At 62.1% G+C, this 15,772-nt stretch carries 11 protein-coding genes; 4 read left to right on the top strand and 7 right to left on the bottom strand.

Going from position 1 to position 15,772, the window contains the following annotated elements; translation table 11 throughout:
* Window positions 1–12 precede the first annotated feature (12 nt).
* From NA619_RS02215 to NA619_RS02205, 3 genes are all read right to left on the bottom strand, one after another.
* Window positions 13–1,722, bottom strand: coding sequence for an ATP-dependent DNA ligase (locus NA619_RS02215; protein ID WP_255959491.1), 1,710 nt, complete (start codon window positions 1,720–1,722; stop codon window positions 13–15).
* A 718-nt stretch (window positions 1,723–2,440) separates the two neighbouring features.
* Window positions 2,441–3,454, bottom strand: coding sequence for a ligase-associated DNA damage response exonuclease (locus tag NA619_RS02210; protein ID WP_255959489.1), 1,014 nt, complete (start codon window positions 3,452–3,454; stop codon window positions 2,441–2,443).
* Window positions 3,455–3,535: 81 nt separating this feature from the next.
* Window positions 3,536–4,111, bottom strand: a complete 576-nt coding sequence (locus NA619_RS02205; RefSeq protein WP_255959477.1) for a hypothetical protein — start codon at window positions 4,109–4,111, stop codon at window positions 3,536–3,538.
* Between the two features lie 248 nt (window positions 4,112–4,359).
* Between NA619_RS02205 and NA619_RS02200 the strand changes: the two genes are divergently transcribed.
* From NA619_RS02200 to mdoH, 4 genes are all read left to right on the top strand, one after another.
* Window positions 4,360–4,899 carry a DUF3087 domain-containing protein gene (locus NA619_RS02200; RefSeq protein ID WP_255959474.1) on the top strand — a complete coding sequence of 180 codons (540 nt, stop codon included), beginning with the start codon at window positions 4,360–4,362 and terminating at the stop codon, window positions 4,897–4,899.
* Between the two features lie 292 nt (window positions 4,900–5,191).
* Window positions 5,192–7,483, top strand: a complete 2,292-nt coding sequence (gene bglX / locus NA619_RS02195) for a beta-glucosidase BglX (RefSeq protein ID WP_255959472.1) — start codon at window positions 5,192–5,194, stop codon at window positions 7,481–7,483.
* A 287-nt stretch (window positions 7,484–7,770) separates the two neighbouring features.
* Window positions 7,771–9,288, top strand: a complete 1,518-nt coding sequence (locus NA619_RS02190; protein WP_255959548.1) for a glucan biosynthesis protein G — start codon at window positions 7,771–7,773, stop codon at window positions 9,286–9,288.
* 4 nt (window positions 9,289–9,292) lie between these two features.
* Window positions 9,293–11,863, top strand: a complete 2,571-nt coding sequence (gene mdoH / locus NA619_RS02185; protein ID WP_423836787.1) for a glucans biosynthesis glucosyltransferase MdoH — start codon at window positions 9,293–9,295, stop codon at window positions 11,861–11,863.
* A 45-nt stretch (window positions 11,864–11,908) separates the two neighbouring features.
* On the opposite strand, the gene NA619_RS02180 is transcribed toward mdoH, so the two are convergent.
* The 4 genes from NA619_RS02180 to NA619_RS02165 are packed head-to-tail and all read right to left on the bottom strand — an operon-like array spanning window position 11,909 to window position 15,703.
* The gene (locus NA619_RS02180; RefSeq protein WP_255959468.1) at window positions 11,909–12,580 is read right to left on the bottom strand and encodes a c-type cytochrome; all 672 of its coding nucleotides are present in this window, start codon (window positions 12,578–12,580) and stop codon (window positions 11,909–11,911) included.
* A gap of 12 nt (window positions 12,581–12,592) precedes the next feature.
* Window positions 12,593–13,540 carry a copper resistance protein B gene (locus NA619_RS02175; RefSeq protein WP_255959466.1) on the bottom strand — a complete coding sequence of 316 codons (948 nt, stop codon included), beginning with the start codon at window positions 13,538–13,540 and terminating at the stop codon, window positions 12,593–12,595.
* Window positions 13,530–13,859 (bottom strand): hypothetical protein, encoded by a 330-nt coding sequence (locus NA619_RS02170; protein ID WP_255959464.1) that lies wholly within the window; start codon window positions 13,857–13,859, stop codon window positions 13,530–13,532. The genes NA619_RS02175 and NA619_RS02170 overlap by 11 nt, the downstream gene beginning before the upstream one ends.
* An 11-nt stretch (window positions 13,860–13,870) precedes the next feature.
* Window positions 13,871–15,703, bottom strand: coding sequence for a copper resistance system multicopper oxidase (locus NA619_RS02165; RefSeq protein ID WP_255959462.1), 1,833 nt, complete (start codon window positions 15,701–15,703; stop codon window positions 13,871–13,873).
* Window positions 15,704–15,772: the final 69 nt, after the last annotated feature.

Raw genomic sequence — 15,772 nt, 5'->3', positions numbered from 1 at the left:
CTCTAGGCCACATCATCCGAGCAGTTCCTTCAATGTCTCCAGCGTATCGGCCTCAGCCACCGACTTGTCGAGGCGCCAGCGCAGCATGCGTGGAAAGCGCACAGCGATGCCGCTCTTGTGTCGGCTGCTGGCGGCGATGCCTTCGAAAGCCAGCTCGAAAACCAGCGTCGGCGTCACGCTGCGAACGGGGCCGAACTTCTCCACGGTTGTCTTGCGCACGATGGCGTCGACTTTGCGCATTTCCTCGTCGGTAAGTCCGGAATAAGCCTTGGCAAAGGGCACCAGCTTGCGCTCCGGGTCGCCGGGCTCGCCGTCCCATACGGCAAACGTGTAGTCGGTGTAGAGGCTGGCGCGTCGGCCATGGCCGCGCTGGGCGTAGATCAGCACGGCGTCGATCGAATATGGGTCGATCTTCCATTTCCACCAGACGCCGACGTCCTTGGTCCGGCCGACGCCGTACTGCGCCGCGCGGGCCTTGATCATCATCCCTTCGACGCCGCGAGCACGGGACGCTTCGCGCTGGCGCGCAAGATCGTGCCAGTCATTTCCGCTCACCAGCGGCGAAAGCATGAGCCTGGGATTGGCGCATCGGGCGACCACAGTTTCGAGCTGTTGCCGCCGATCGCGGTGGGCGCGCTGGCGCCAGTCGTCGCCTTGCCATTCCAGCAGGTCGTACGCGAGCACCGCGACGGGGGCGTCAGCCAGCACTTTCGCCGTGAGATTCTTGCGGCCGATACGCTGCTGCAGCAGCGAGAAGGATTGCACGCCGAAGCGTTCGGCTGTCTCAGAATCATCGCTATCGGAATGTTCGAAAAGATTGGTCGTAGGCTCGCCGGGGGCGTGCTTCCAGACCAGGATCTCGCCGTCGATCACAGTACCGTCCGGCAGTTCGCTGGCCAGCTCGGAGAGTTCCGGGAAGCGCTCGCTGACCAGCTCTTCGCCACGCGACCAGACCCAGATCTGCCCGTCGCGCTTGACCAGCTGGGCTCGGATGCCGTCCCACTTCCATTCGACGAACCAGTTCTCCGGCGCGCCCAGCAAGGTATCGAATTCTTCGACCGGTGCTTGCAAGGGGTGCGCAAGAAAGAAGGGGTAGGGCTGGCCGCCGCGCTGCGCATGTTCGTGTTCGGACTCGTCGGCAATTAGCGCGAGGTAGCCTTCGGCGCTGGGACGGTGCGACAGGTCGGTATAGCCAACCAGCCGCTGCGCGACCCGTTTCGGATCGAGATCGACCAGCGAGGCCAGCGCACGGGTGACCAGCAATTTCGAGACGCCCACACGAAAGGCGCCGGTGATCAGTTTGATGCAGACCATCAGGCTGAGCCGGTCCAGCTGCGCCCATAGTGCCGGCAAGCGCTCGGCCAGCACCTCTGGTGGCATCCCGCGCAGGGGCAGTAGCATGTCTTGCATCCATACGGCGAGGCCATCGTCGGAGCTGTGCTCGGCCTCGGGCATCAGCAGCGAAATGGTCTCGGCCATATCACCGACCGCCTGATAGCTTTCCTCGAACAGCCATTCCGGCAGCGCGGAAACCTTCATGGCGGTTTCGCGCAATACCTTGGTCGGCACAAGTTGGCGAGGTCGACCGCCGGAAAGAAAGTAGACCGCCCAAGCGGCGTCCGCAGGATCGGCCTCGCGGAAATAGTCGCGCATTGCCGCCAGCTTGGCGTTGCTCGAGGTGGTGGCATCGAGGCGGCTGTAGAGCGTGGCGAAGGCTTTCATACTTCACCACTGTCGCATTTCGTCACGGCCCGATCATCAACGCCAGGCCGGAGTTTTTGATATGCACAGAGTTGCTGCCGGTTCGCGAGCAACGTTGCAGCTGTCAGGCCGGCGAAGATTGCTGTTGTTTTACCTTCGTAGGAGCCGGCGGGACGCCCAGTTCCTTGCTGGCTATCCGTGATGACGCAGAGGTTCCGGATCGCCAGCAAGCTGGCTCCTACAGAAGCGGTGAGGTGATTTGTTTCGAGTGGGTACCCGGAAGAGCTTTCGAAACCCCAGCGCCGGGCTGGGATTTTGCAACTGCGCCGAGCTGCGGGTTCGCGATCAATCTCACCTCTACGAGGGTGGTAGCAAAGCTCTGTGTTGTTGCGCTTTGGTAGGAGCCAGCTTGCTGGCGATCTATGGCAACGCAACGGTTCGGAATCGCGAGAACGTCCGATCCCACTGGGGTAATAACGAAGCTCTGTGTTGATTCGCTTCGGTAGGAGCCAGCTTGCTGGCGATCCGTGGCAACGCGATGGTTCGGAGTCGCGAGTACGTCCGATCCTACAGGGGTAATAACGAAGCTCTGTGTTGTTGCGCTTTGGTAGGAGCCAGCTTGCTGGCGATCCATGGCAACGCAATGGTTGAGGATCGCGTGCAAGCTCGCTCCTACACGGGCGGCGTCGGATTTCTGCGCGGATGTTCTTCGGTACGAAGCCCGGAGCATGACTGCGGATCATCCGGCCTCCTGGGCGGCATCGTCTTCTTCGCCGTATTCGGTCTCGAAGGCCTGGGCATCGAGCCCGCGCATCTCACGCAGGTAGCGCACCAGGATCGGCACGGAGCCGTGAGTCACCATCACCCGCTCGGCGCCGGTCTGTTCGATGGCCCAGAGCAGGCCCGGCCAGTCGGCGTGATCGGAAAGCACGAAGCCGCGGTCGACCCCGCGCCGACGGCGGGTGCCGCGCAGCATCATCCATCCGCTGGCGAAGGCATCGGCGTAGTCGCCGAATCGGCGCATCCAGGTGCTGCCACCCGCTGACGGCGGCGCAAGGATGATGGCCTGCTTCAGCCGCGGGTCGCCCTTTTTCAGGTCGCCGGCATAAACGGTTGGTGGAAGATAGACGCCGCCTTCGCGATAGACCTTGTTCAGCGGCTCCACCGCACCATGGACGACGATGGTGCCGATGCTTTCGTCCAGCCCATGCAGGATGCGCTGCGCCTTGCCGAAGGCGTAGCAGAACAGCACCGAGGCGCGCCCGGCCGCGGCGTTGGCGCGCCACCAGTCATTGATGTCGCGGAATACCTCGGCCTGGGACGGCCATTTGTAGATCGGCAGGCCGAAGGTGGATTCGGTAATGAAGGTGTGGCAGCGAACCGGCTCGAACGGCGCGCAGGTGCCGTCCGGCTCGACCTTGTAGTCGCCCGAGGCCACCCAGACCTCGCCCTTGTATTCCAGTCGCACCTGAGCCGAGCCGAGCACATGGCCAGCCGGGTGGAAGCTGAGCTTGACGCCGTGATGCTCGATGGATTCGCCGTAGGCCAGCGTTTGCAGCGGCATATCGGCGGCGATCCGCGAGCGGAGGATGCCTTCGCTGTCGCTAGAAGCCAGGTAATGGCCCATGCCCCAGCGGGCGTGGTCGCCATGGGCGTGGGTGATGACAGCGCGTTCGACTGTCCGCCAGGGGTCAATGTAGAAATCACCGGGCGGGCAGTAGAGGCCTTCGGGGCGGGCAACGACGAGGTCCATTGATACAGGCACTTTAAGGGCTTGTAAGGTTGGAGCGCCTCGGTTGGTGTTGAGTTCGGGCGCACGGCGCCCGAAGGTGAATCAATCCAGCAATTTCAGGTGCGAGGTATCGGGAACGGGTGCATCGCTGGCGCGGCGCCTTTCGCCCATGTCGCTGCCCACGGGCGCCAGGCTGAACTGCGACAGATCGACGTCCGGCGCCTTGGGTGCAGGACGCGCATCCTGGAGATCGACGCCCGCGGGTGCGATGCCGAAGTCCGGCGCCTCGACGTCGACGAAGGCGGCCATGTACTCGTCTCTCGGTGTTACTTTCAGTGGTCGAGGGGCGGGGCCGGTAGACGAACTCTGCGCTGGCGCGGCAGACGCCGGCGGGGCAGTGGCAGGCTCCTCGGCGGGCGGTGGTGCCAGCTCGATTTCCTCGACCTCCACCGGCATCGGCCGCACTTCGGCGATTGCGCCGGCACGAGCCATGGCCTGACGGTATTTCTCGACGCTGGCGTAGTCGAGGTCCTGCTTGATGACGATGCGACGGCCCGAGAACAATGCGGCAATGCGCTGGGCATCGGCCTGGAACAGCCGGGTCAGATTGGCTTCGACCTGCTCCAGCTTGGCGCCCGGTGCGAGTTCACCGGAGTACGCGATCTCATAGCGGCTCATGAATGGACGTCCTTCTTGTGGGCAGGTGGATGCGCTGATCATAGAGGCTGAGCCAGGTCCATGAAAGTCGGCATGACAGATGCTCAGCTGGTGCTGCGACGCTGTTGGCAGCGCAGCACTATCGCATCGCCTGACGAACCTTTCGGGTACAGAGACAAAAGCTGTCCGGAGTCAGCGGCGAGCGGGCGGGGTGAGTGATAATGCGGCGCCAGAAGATCCGTCTTTCAGCCAACGCAAGGAACCCGTACATGGTGGTGTTCGAAATCCAGTCGCTCAGCCCGGAAGCCTATCGACAGCAGACCCGTCGTAGCACCCTGGTGGTGGTTGCCACGTTTGCGGTGCTGGCAATGGGGCTTGCAAGTCTGGCGGTTGCGTTATTCGGCGAAGCCGGCGGCGATAACCTGCGACTGAACATCGCCGGTGTCGTCTCAGGGCTGCTGCTGACTGTTGGACTGGTGCGCTTCGTGTACTGGAAACAAGGCTGGATGACTGCTGCGGTGTACGGCTGGCGCCTCAAACGCAGCCTGATGCGTGTCACCAACGTCATGCATCACGTGATCGCTGGCGTCGAGGCTGGCGATCCTGATGCGATCAAGCTGCTGCGTTTCTACCATCTCGGGCTCACGCAGATGCACATGCTCGACGGCAACACCGCCTCGCTCAGCGAAGTAACAGCCGATATCGACCGTCACCGCGAGTTGATGCAAGCGCGTGGGCTGGAGATGGAGCAGAGCCGCTTGCACGATGAGTGGCTCAGCGCCGTCAAAGGGTTTGCCGCGACCAGATAGTCGGGGCTCATCGTGTTCTGCCCCGCTAAATAGGCCGCGCCGATACGGACATAAGTACCCCAGCTCAGGGGGCGAAACCGATCCAGCGCATGACAGTCCCGCTGCTTTCTTAGCCGGCCACGCATCTGACCCGTCAGCGGTTCTGACGACTGGTGCCTGACGTGCGAATTCAGACGCTGCGCAGCTGGTTGTTAGGCACCGAAATATACATACTCGCCAGCTTCCCCAGCCGGTCACTCCGGCGTCCGTGCGGTCTGCTTCTGTCGCCTCGTAAGCCAAGGAATATCCAACGATGAAAAGGCTGTATTTGCTCGGTCTCATGGCCGGTGTGTCCTTGCACTCAATCGCCGCCGAAGCCCCGTCGCCGTTACTGGATGACAAGCCGGCTTTCATAGCCAGCCTAATCGAACAGATGACGCTGGAAGAGAAGATCGGCCAGTTGCGGTTGATCAGCATCGGTGGCGACATGCCGCGTGAGCGCATGCTCGACGAGCTGCAGGCAGGCCATATCGGCGGCACCTTCAATACCGTGACCCGCCCCGATAACCGCCCGATGCAGGAAGCTGCGCTGCGCAGCCGTCTGAAGATTCCGGTGTTCTTCGCCTACGACGTGGTACACGGCCACCGCACCATCTTTCCCATCAGTCTCGGACTGGCCTCCACCTGGGACCTTGCTGCCATTGCAACCAGCGGACGGGTGTCGGCTATCGAGGCCAGTGCTGACGGCCTGGACATGACATTTGCGCCCATGGTCGATATCTCTCGTGACCCGCGTTGGGGTCGCACCTCCGAGGGCTTCGGCGAGGACCCGTACCTGGTGTCGGAGATCGCCCGCACCATGGTCCAGGCCTATCAGGGCAAATCGCCGGCGGCCGCCGATAGCGTAACGGCCAGCGTCAAGCACTTCGCGCTGTATGGAGCTGTGGAAGGTGGGCGCGACTACAACGTGGTGGACATGAGCCCGCTGCGCATGCACCAGGATTACCTCCCGCCTTATCGTGCTGCCACCGATGCCGGGGCGGGCGGTGTGATGGTGGCGTTGAACTCGATCAACGGCGTGCCAGCCAGCGCCAATCGCTGGCTGCTGAAGGATCTATTGCGGCGAGACTGGGGTTTCGACGGCGTCACCCTCAGCGACCATGGCGCGATCAGCGAACTGATACGTCATGGCGTAGCGCGTGACGAACGCGAGGCTGCGCTGCTCGCGATCAAGGCTGGAGTCGACATGAGCATGGCCGATACGCTGTATCGCCAGGAGCTGCCGGGGCTGGTGGCATCTGGGGATGTCGAGATCGGCGAAATCGACACGGCGGTGCGCGAGGTGCTGGGCGCCAAGTACGACATGGGCCTGTTCCACGATCCATTCCGTCGTATCGGCCAGGCCAAGGATGATCCTGTTGACCGCAACGCGGAAAGTCGCCTCCATCGAAAGGAAGCGCGAGAAGTAGCCCGGCAGTCGATCGTGCTGCTTGAAAATCGCGATCAGGCGCTGCCGCTGAAAAAAGGCGGCACCATCGCGCTCGTCGGACCGCTGGCCGATTCGCCCATTGACATGATGGGGAGCTGGTCGGCCTCGGGTGTTGCCAAGCAGGCCGTGACCTTGCGCCAGGGCATGCTCGAGGCGTTGGGTGATAGGGCAAAGCTGCTGCACGCCACCGGCGCCAACATTACTGACGACAAGCACATGTTCGAGTACCTGAACTTCCTCAACTGGGACAACCCCGAGGTGGTGCAGGACCCGCGCTCGCCAGAGGAAATGATTGCCGAAGCCGTTGCCATTGCCGAGAAGGCCGATGTGGTCGTGGCGGCGGTGGGTGAGTCCCGTGGTATGTCCCACGAGGCGTCCAGTCGCACCTCGCTGCAGATCCCCGCCAGCCAGAAGGCGCTTCTGATGGCCTTGAAGAAGACCGGAAAGCCGCTGGTCCTGGTCGTCATGAACGGTCGTCCGCTGGACTTGAACTGGGCGAAAAACAATGCCGAGGCCGTACTGGAGACCTGGTTCACGGGCACCGAAGGCGGCCACGCCATCGCTGATGTGCTGTTTGGTGATTACAACCCCTCCGGCAAGCTGCCGATTTCCTTTCCGCGTTCGGTAGGGCAGATCCCGACGTATTACAACCATCTTCGGGTTGGCCGTCCCTACATTGAGGGCAAGCCGGGCAACTACACGTCCCATTACTTCGAAGAGCCCAATGGTCCGCTGTATCCCTTCGGTTATGGCTTGAGCTACACCGACTTCGAAATCTCAGATGTGCGCCTGTCCAGTTCGACAATGGCGCGCGACGGTGGGATCAAGGCAAGCGTAACCTTGAAAAATGTCGGGCAGTTGGAAGGCGCAACGGTAGTGCAGTTGTACATTCGCGACGAAGTGGCGTCAGTTATCCGCCCCGTCAAGGAGCTCAAGGACTTCCGCAAGGTCTCTCTCAAGCCTGGCGAGGCTCGGGAGGTTACGTTCCAGATCGATGAAGACGATCTGGAGTTCGTCAACGCGCAGCTTCAGCGCGTTGCCGAGCCGGGCGCGTTCGAAGTGCAGATCGGGCTGGATTCGCAACGGATCAAACCCGCGCAATTCACATTGTTGTGATGCAGTGCGGCTACCGCAGGGTAGCCGCAAGCCTCCGCCTTTAAGAAACGCAGCATCGATAGTCCTCGTCCATAAAAAGACTTCTCCCACCCGCTATCCGGCCGTAGTGCCGCATGGGATGATTTGCCGCTTCGCTCGTCTGCCCAGGGAATCATTTGCCCCTGGGATAGACCAACGAGGGCAAACCGGGCCGCAGAGCGGTCGGCGGTAATCGTGATAGCTCAGGAGGCGATGTGTCACGTACCTTTCATTTCGAAACAGGCGCTCGCAAAAGTCGGGCACTGGGAATGACGTTGAGTCTGTGCTTGGGGATGTTTGCCAGCCAAGGCTGGGCATTCAGCCTCGATGATGTGGCGGCCAAGGCCGAGAAACTGGCGGGGGAAAGCTACGCGGCTCCGCAGAGCAATCTGCCGCCGGTTTTTCGCAACATGGCATTCGCCGATTATCAGCAGCTGCGCTTCCGCGGCGATAAGGCCCTGTGGAAAGACCAGCCGACGCCGTTCGAGCTGCAGTTCTACCATCAGGGTATGCACTTCAACGTGCCGGTGAGGATCAACGAGATCACCGCCAGCGGCGTGGAGAAGATTCGCTACGAGCCGGAGATGTTCGATTTCGGCAACGTGGACATCGAGCCTGCCGCACTGGAAGACCTCGGTTTTGCCGGTTTCAAGGTGCTCTATCCGCTAAACAAGGCGGACAAGGCGGACGAGCTGATGACGCTGCTGGGCGCCAGCTACTTCCGGGTCATCGGCAAGGATCAGGTGTACGGCCTGTCCGCACGCGGTCTGGCGATCGATACGGCGCTGCCGAGCGGCGAAGAGTTTCCGCGTTTCCGCGAATTCTGGGTCGAACGTCCGCAGGCGGATCGTCGCAATCTGGTGATCTATGCATTGCTCGACTCGCCACGCGCCACCGGCGCGTACCGGATGGTCGTCACTCCGGGTAAGGACAGCACCGTCGATGTGAAAGCACGTGTCTATCTGCGCGAGCCGATCGAGAAGCTCGGCCTTGGCGCGCTAACCAGCATGTACCTGTTCGGGGCCAACCAGCCCAGCAATGTGCTCAATTACCGTCCGCAGTTGCACGATTCCGAGGGGCTGGCGATTCACACCGGCACGGACGAGTGGATCTGGCGGCCGCTGAACAATCCCAAGCGACTGGCGATCAGCAGTTACAGCGTCGAGAATCCGCGCGGCTTCGGTCTGCTCCAGCGCACCCGCGATTTCGACCGCTACGAGGACCTGGACGACCGCTACGAGCTACGCCCCAGTGGTTGGGTCGAGCCCAAGGGCGACTGGGGAAAGGGCAGGGTGGAGCTGATCGAGATACCCACACCCGACGAAACCAACGACAACATCGTTGCCTTCTGGGTGCCTGACGAGCGTCCGGAGCCAGGCGAGCCGCTGGACTTCGAGTATCGGCTGCACTTCACCATGGACGAGCCGGCGCTGCATGATCCCAAGCTCGCGTGGGTCACCCAGACCCGACTCTCTACCGGTGACGTCAAGCAATCCAATTTGATTCGCCAGCCTGATGGCAGCACGGCGCTGATCGTCGATTTCGTTGGGCCTAACTTGGCCGAGCTGCCGGCCGATGCGCCAGTGAGCACGCGCGTGAGCATCGACGACAACGCCGAGCTGGTTGAGAACAACTTGCGGTACAACCCGGTGACCAAGGGTTGGCGTCTGACCTTGCGTTTAAAAGTGCGCGATGCGAAGCGCGCGGTGGAACTGCGGGCAGCGTTGGTGGAGGGCGAGAAGACGCTTTCCGAAACCTGGAGCTATCAGATTCCAACCAATGAGTAATTCTGTGGAACCTTCGATTACTGGTCGCTACATCAGCCAGCTGCCGCTCGATGACGAGCAGCGCCAAGCCCTGAGTCAGCGAGTGGCACAGGGCGACGGTGGGCTTGAAGATGTGCATCGGGCGTTAGGCCGCAGCGTGTCGGGTAGCAGCGATGCCGAACCGAGCGGAGGTGATCTGCTGGGTTCAGTTGCCGCGCGTCTACAGCTTGGCTGGGGTGAAACCCTGGAGCGGGCGAAGGCACTCGTTCGTGATCATCAGGACCGTGTCTGCATCAACTCGACTCCGCCAATCGTGCGTACCCGCATGGTGCCGGAGCCCTGGCACACCAACGTGCTGCGGTTGAGCTGGTGGCGCTTTCTGCGCAAAAAAAACCGCACCGTCGAGCTGCCGCCGCCGGTTGTGGATCGATCCGGCTGGCGCCAGGTGGCAGCCTTCCGCCGGACGACCTTGCTGGTGCTGATGCTGGTGCAGACGGTCATTGCCACTTGGCACATGAAATCTGTATTGCCCTATCAGGGGTGGGCGCTCATCGATCTGCAGGAGGTGCTCCAGCAGCCGCTGATGGAGTCGGCGCGCCAGATTCTTCCCTACGTAGTACAAACCAGCATTCTTATGTTGTTTGCGCTGCTGTTCTGCTGGGTTTCCGTGGGTTTCTGGACCGCGCTCATGGGGTTCTTCCAGCTGCTCAAGGGTCACGATCACTACAACATTTCCGCCAGCACCCTGGATGACGGGCCTATCCCACGCGAGGCGCGGACGGCGCTGGTGATGCCCATCGCCAACGAAGACGTTCCTCGCGTATTTGCCGGTCTGCGTGCGACTTTCGAGTCGCTCAAGGCAACCGGGCAGATGGAGCACTTCGACATCTTCGTGCTCAGCGACAGCAATGATCCTGATACCTGTGTCGCGGAGCAAAAAGCCTGGCTGGAGGTGTGCAGGGAAGTCGACGGCTTCGGCCATATCTTCTACCGTCGCCGCCGTCGTCGCGTTAAGCGCAAGAGCGGCAACATCGACGACTTCTGCCGTCGCTGGGGCAGCAGCTACCGCTACATGGTGGTGCTCGACGCAGACAGCGTGATGAGTGGCGAATGCCTGACCAGTCTGGTGCGGCTGATGGAAGCCAACCCCGGTGCGGGCATCATCCAGACGGCGCCCAAGGCGTCCGGAATGGACACCCTGTATGCACGCATGCAGCAGTTCGCGACACGCGTCTATGGTCCGCTCTTCACCGCCGGACTCAACTTCTGGCAGCTGGGCGAATCCCATTACTGGGGCCACAACGCGATCATCCGGGTCCAACCTTTCATCGTGCACTGCGCCTTGGCACCCTTGCCAGGTAAAGGCTCCTTCGCCGGTGACATCCTTTCTCACGACTTCGTAGAAGCCGCACTGATGCGCCGTGCAGGCTGGGGTGTGTGGATCGCCTATGACCTGCCGGGCAGCTACGAAGAATTACCGCCGAACCTGCTCGACGAACTCAAGCGGGACCGCCGCTGGTGCCACGGCAACCTGATGAACTTCCGGCTGTTTCTGGTCAAGGGCATGCACACCGTGCACCGCTTCGTATTCCTGACCGGCGTGATGTCCTATCTGTCGGCACCGTTGTGGTTCACGTTCCTTGCATTGTCCACCGGGCTGCTGGCCATTCATACGCTGATGGTGCCGGAATACTTCCTGCAGCCCAATCAGCTGTATCCGCTATGGCCGCAGTGGCATCCGCAAGAAGCCATTGCGCTGTTCTCGGCGACCTTGACGCTGCTGTTCCTGCCCAAGCTGCTCAGCGTGCTGCTGATCTGCATCCAGGGTGCCCATGAGTACGGGGGGCGCCTGAGGCTGGTGCTCTCGATGCTGCTGGAGACACTGTTCTCGATGCTGGCAGCGCCGGTGCGCATGCTGTTTCACACAGTCTTCGTTACGGCTGCGTTTCTCGGCTGGTCTGTGCAGTGGAATTCGCCTCAGCGCGCCGACAATGCGACGCCTTGGGGCGAGGCCCTGCGTCGTCACGGTCCGCAAATGTTGCTCGGTGCTCTCTGGACGGGTCTGGTGGCCTGGCTCGATCCGTCGTTTCTCTGGTGGCTGGCACCAATCGTGGTCTCGCTGATGCTGGCCGCACCCGTATCGGTGATCACCAGCCGTACGGGACTCGGCCTCGCCGCGTTCCGGCGCAAGCTGTTCCTGATTCCGGAAGAATTCAACCCGCCCCAGGAGCTGTCTTCGACCGATCGTTACACGCGCGAGAATCAGGCCAACGCCTTGCACGATGGCTTCATCGCGGCGACCGTGGATCCGATCTACAACGCGCTGGTGTGCGGCATGGCGCGGGCACGTCACGCCAAGGTCGTTCACGGCGCCGAGGTGTTGCGCGAGCAACGCATGCAGCAGATCCTCGATGCAGGTCCGGACGGCGCTGCAGAAGCGGCGCGCTGGCGATTGTTGAACGATCCGGATGGAATGGCGCGGTTGCATCTGCGGGTCTGGCAGGACCAGCAGTATCAGAACTGGCGCGACGCTTATCGCAAGCCGGCACTTGTCGGGGACGTTTCAGCCGAGACAGCGCAAACCCCGCAAAGCTGACCGACAGCCACCGCTGCGTCTGTAAAGAAGCCGCAGTGGCGATCGTCAATGAGGGTGATTGGTGCCGTCAGCATGACGGTGCAAATTGGTCGGCGCGGGCTGGGCCGGATGATGCTCCTCAGCCGGGCGCCCGCCTTCGTGGTGCTGAGCGTCTGTACGCACTGGGTTCTCAGTAGCCATGTGAGTCTCGCCACCGCCGTGCTGGTGGCCGCCGCTCGTCGCGACCAAGGCTTGATAGTCCATGGCCGTCAGCGCTGGCAGCTGCTCCAGCAGGGCGATCAGTCCCCATATGTAGTGATCTTCCATGCTTTGGCCCCACGCGGGCATGCCGGTGGCTTTGATGCCGTGTTTAACAATCCAGAAATCATGCGCGGCGTCGCGCTTGCGGTGTTCGGCCGTGAGGTCCGGCGGGGCAGGGTTAAGGCTTTTGCTTAGCTCAGTTGACTCGACGCCCGGCGCTAGGTGGCAAATCGCGCACATCGCATCGTAGTTGCCCGCGCCTGATCTGATCAGTTCCGGATCGCTCAGGTCCGGCACTTCGATACCCTTGGCGCGAACGGCGATTGAGCGTTCGCGTGCCGTTTCCAGTAGCGCCCGGATCGGCGCGCTATGAGGCGTATCGGCAGCCACATTGACGATCCCGAAATACACCACGCCGGCACCAATCAGCATCAGCACAAGTGCAGCCAGCAGCAGTGTCGTTAACGTTTTGAACATGGTTGTTCAGCCTCAGAACCAGAATCGGATACCCGCCACCAGGCGAGCTTCACTGGTGTCTTCGGCCTCGGCGCGCCGCATATCAGCGGTGTTGCCATAGGCGCGGTGCCAGCTCACGCCCACATAGGGCGCGAACTGACGGCTGATCTCGTAGCGTAGGCGCAGACCAACGCCTGCGTCGCTCAAACCCGAACCGATGCCTCGCCGCTCGTCGTTGCGCCCATGCAGGTTAACTTCGGCGGTGGGCTGCAACACCCAGCGCTGCGTCAGCAACAGATCGTACTCAGCCTCGATGCGCAACGCAGTCTGGCCACCCTCGCCAACGAAAGCCGTCGCTTCGGTTTCCAGTCCGTATAGCGGCATACCCTGCACGCCGAAAGCGGCCCAGGTTTGTGGCGAGCCGGGTTTGAAGTCCTGGCGCACACCGGCAACCGTTTCCCACCATGGGCCGATGGCATGGCTCCAGAGCAGCTGCAATTCGGCTTCTTCGGTATGACCGTTCGTTCGCTCGCCTTCTGAGCGAAAGGCTAGACGGTCGATATCACCGCCCGCCCAACCGCTCAGATCCCAGGCCAGCGTGCTGCCGTCATCGGCGTCCTGCCATTCCAGCTCGTCGGCGACAAACATGAAATGGGTACCCCCTTGGTGCATGCCATGATCGGGAATATCCGGAAAGGCTGCCGCTATGTCTGCTGGGTTGAGCGTCGGGATCGGGCTGCGCGTTTGCTGGCTTGGTGGGATTCCCGTTTTTGGCGGATGCGGCATTGAATGTTCCGAATGGTCCATCGCGCCGTGATCCATCTGGCCGTGGTGGGGCTGGGCGGTACCGTGGCTCGGCGATGTATGCGCCGGGGCATTTGGCGAATGACCACCATGACCCGAGTGATCCTCGGCTTCTTGCGCGTGGCTGGTGGCAGCAGCCAGACAGAGCGCGCTGATCAGCGGCAGCTTAATGGTCATGCTTTGGGCTCTTGCTGCTGGTTCCATCAGGCTGATGCTGCCCTTGCCCCATGTCGCCGTGGCCCATCTGTCCTGAGCCCATGTGCTGCTCGTGCATCTGCATCATCTTGTCGTGATTCATGCCCTCATGATTCATGCCGTCGCGTTTCATCGTTGCTCCGGGTTGCGCCACTGGAGCGTCGGTCTCAGGCGCCTGCTTTGTCGCGGCGGAGCTGTGCGAATGGTGATTGCCGTGCTCGCCTTGCGCTTGAGCGCCGCCAAAGGGCAGGGCGGCAATCAGGCCGAGAGCGAGCAGGGCGTTGCGATTGGAAATGCTCATAATTTTCTCCGTCATTGCTCGACGCGGACTTCGCGGAACATCCCGAGGTCCATGTGCATCAGCATGTGGCAGTGGTAGGCCCAACGGCCAAGAGCGTCGGCCGTGACGCGGTAGCTGCGTCGGGAGCCTGGCGGCATGTCGATGGTGTGTTTGCGCACCATGAAGTTGCCCTGTTCGTCCTCCAGATCGCTCCACAGCCCGTGCAGGTGGATCGGGTGATGCATCATGGTGTCGTTGACGAGCACGAAGCGCACCCGCTCGCCGTATTTGAGCCGGATCGGATCGGCATCCTTGAACGGAATGCCGTCGAAGGACCAGGCGAAGCGTTCCATGTGGCCCGTCAGGTGCAGCTCGATGGTGCGTGTCGGCTCGCGGCCGTCCGGGTCGGGAAAGGTGCTGCGCAGATCAGCGTAGGTCAGCACACGACGGCCGTTGTCGCGCAGGCCGATACCCGGGTCGTCCAGCTTGGGCGCCGGCATCATCGTCTGCATGTCCACCAGCGGATTGCCGTCTTCGCTTTCGGGGTGGGACTGCATCGCAGTAGGCGCTGGATCTTTCTTCGTGGGCGAATGCGCCATGTCTTGATGATTCATCTGGCCATGATCGCCGTGCCCAGCGTCGCTGCTCCCATGACCCATCTGTCCATGGGTTGTTGCGCCGTGATCACCGCTGTGTCCTGCCGGCTGCGGTTGCTCATCGTGGCCACTATGCGCGCCATGATCGCCGTGGCCCATGTCGTCCATGCTCAGCTCTGGCCGTGGATCGGGATTGGGCACCGGCGCGCTCAGGCCATTGCGTAACGCCAGCGTCCCGCGCGCATAACCGCTGCGATCCATGGATTGTGCGAAAAGGGTGTAAGCGTCCCGGCTGCCGTCCGGCGCGACGATGACATCGATTGTTTCCGCCACTGCCAGGCGCATTTCGTCCACCTCGACCGGCTCGACGTTCTGGCCGTCCACCGCGACCACGGTGAGCTTCAGCCCCGGAATGCGGAAGTCGAAGTAGGTCATGGCCGAGCCGTTGATCAACCGCAGGCGCACCCGCTCGCCCGGTTCGAACAGGCCTGTCCAGTTTCCGTTCGGTGCCTGGCCGTTGAGCAGGAAGGTATAGGTTTCGCCGCTGACGTCGGCGAGATCAGTGGGCGTCATGTTCATTTTTGCCCAGGCCCAGCGATTGCCCACCGTCTCGCGCCAGCCCTGATCTGCGACATCGTTGATGAAGTCGCCGAGCGTGCGGCGCCCGCGGTTGTAGTAGTCGGACTGTTTCTTCAGCTTGTCGAGGACGCGCATCGGACTTTCATCAGTCCAGTCGGTAAGCATCACCACGTAGTCGCGTTCGTAGGCGAACGGCTCGGGTTCGAGCGGATCGATCACCAGCGGCCCGTACACACCCAGCTGCTCCTGGAAGCCCGAATGGCTGTGATACCAGTAGGTGCCGCTCTGCTTCACGGGGAATCGGTATTCGTACATGCCGTCCGGCGCGATGCCGGCAAAGCTGAAACCGGGCACGCCGTCCATGTTGGCCGGCAGCAGAATGCCGTGCCAGTGGATAGAGGTGTCCTGGGGCAGTCGGTTATGCACCCGCAGGGTTACGGTGTCACCCTCCCGCCAGCGCAGCAGAGGGCCCGGGATGCTTCCGTTGATCGCCATTGCGGTGCGGCGTTTGCCGGTGAAATCGACCGACAGCGAGTCGATGGTCAGGTCGAATCGATCGCCGCTGAGTACCGTGGGCTGGCCTGGGCTGGTCAGCGCCCAGACGGGTTGGCGCCACAGCCCGAGGCCGGCAATGGTGCCTCCAGCGGCCAGGCTTTTGACGAAGGTGCGCCGAGAGCGGGTGAATGGCATACGGGTCCTGTCGAGGGAGGTGAAGAAGAGCGCGTGATACATCGCGGGGCGAAGCGCAGCGCGATAGGG

This window comes from Stutzerimonas stutzeri (genome assembly GCF_024448895.1).
GTDB classification, from domain to species: Bacteria; Pseudomonadota; Gammaproteobacteria; order Pseudomonadales; family Pseudomonadaceae; genus Stutzerimonas; species Stutzerimonas stutzeri_Q.
This window is presented reverse-complemented; position numbering and strand designations above follow the sequence as displayed.

What these genes read in the sequence shown, in the direction of transcription:
- NA619_RS02215 (WP_255959491.1), bottom strand. Translation starts at nt 1,722, where the DNA reads ATGAAAGCCTTCGCCACGCTCTACAGCCGCCTCGATGCCACCACCTCG.
- NA619_RS02210 (WP_255959489.1), bottom strand. Translation starts at nt 3,454, where the DNA reads ATGGACCTCGTCGTTGCCCGCCCCGAAGGCCTCTACTGCCCGCCCGGT.
- NA619_RS02205 (WP_255959477.1), bottom strand. Translation starts at nt 4,111, where the DNA reads ATGAGCCGCTATGAGATCGCGTACTCCGGTGAACTCGCACCGGGCGCC.
- NA619_RS02200 (WP_255959474.1), top strand. Translation starts at nt 4,360, where the DNA reads ATGGTGGTGTTCGAAATCCAGTCGCTCAGCCCGGAAGCCTATCGACAG.
- bglX (WP_255959472.1), top strand. Translation starts at nt 5,192, where the DNA reads ATGAAAAGGCTGTATTTGCTCGGTCTCATGGCCGGTGTGTCCTTGCAC.
- NA619_RS02190 (WP_255959548.1), top strand. Translation starts at nt 7,771, where the DNA reads ATGACGTTGAGTCTGTGCTTGGGGATGTTTGCCAGCCAAGGCTGGGCA.
- NA619_RS02180 (WP_255959468.1), bottom strand. Translation starts at nt 12,580, where the DNA reads ATGTTCAAAACGTTAACGACACTGCTGCTGGCTGCACTTGTGCTGATG.
- NA619_RS02175 (WP_255959466.1), bottom strand. Translation starts at nt 13,540, where the DNA reads ATGACCATTAAGCTGCCGCTGATCAGCGCGCTCTGTCTGGCTGCTGCC.
- NA619_RS02170 (WP_255959464.1), bottom strand. Translation starts at nt 13,859, where the DNA reads ATGAGCATTTCCAATCGCAACGCCCTGCTCGCTCTCGGCCTGATTGCC.
- NA619_RS02165 (WP_255959462.1), bottom strand. Translation starts at nt 15,703, where the DNA reads ATGCCATTCACCCGCTCTCGGCGCACCTTCGTCAAAAGCCTGGCCGCT.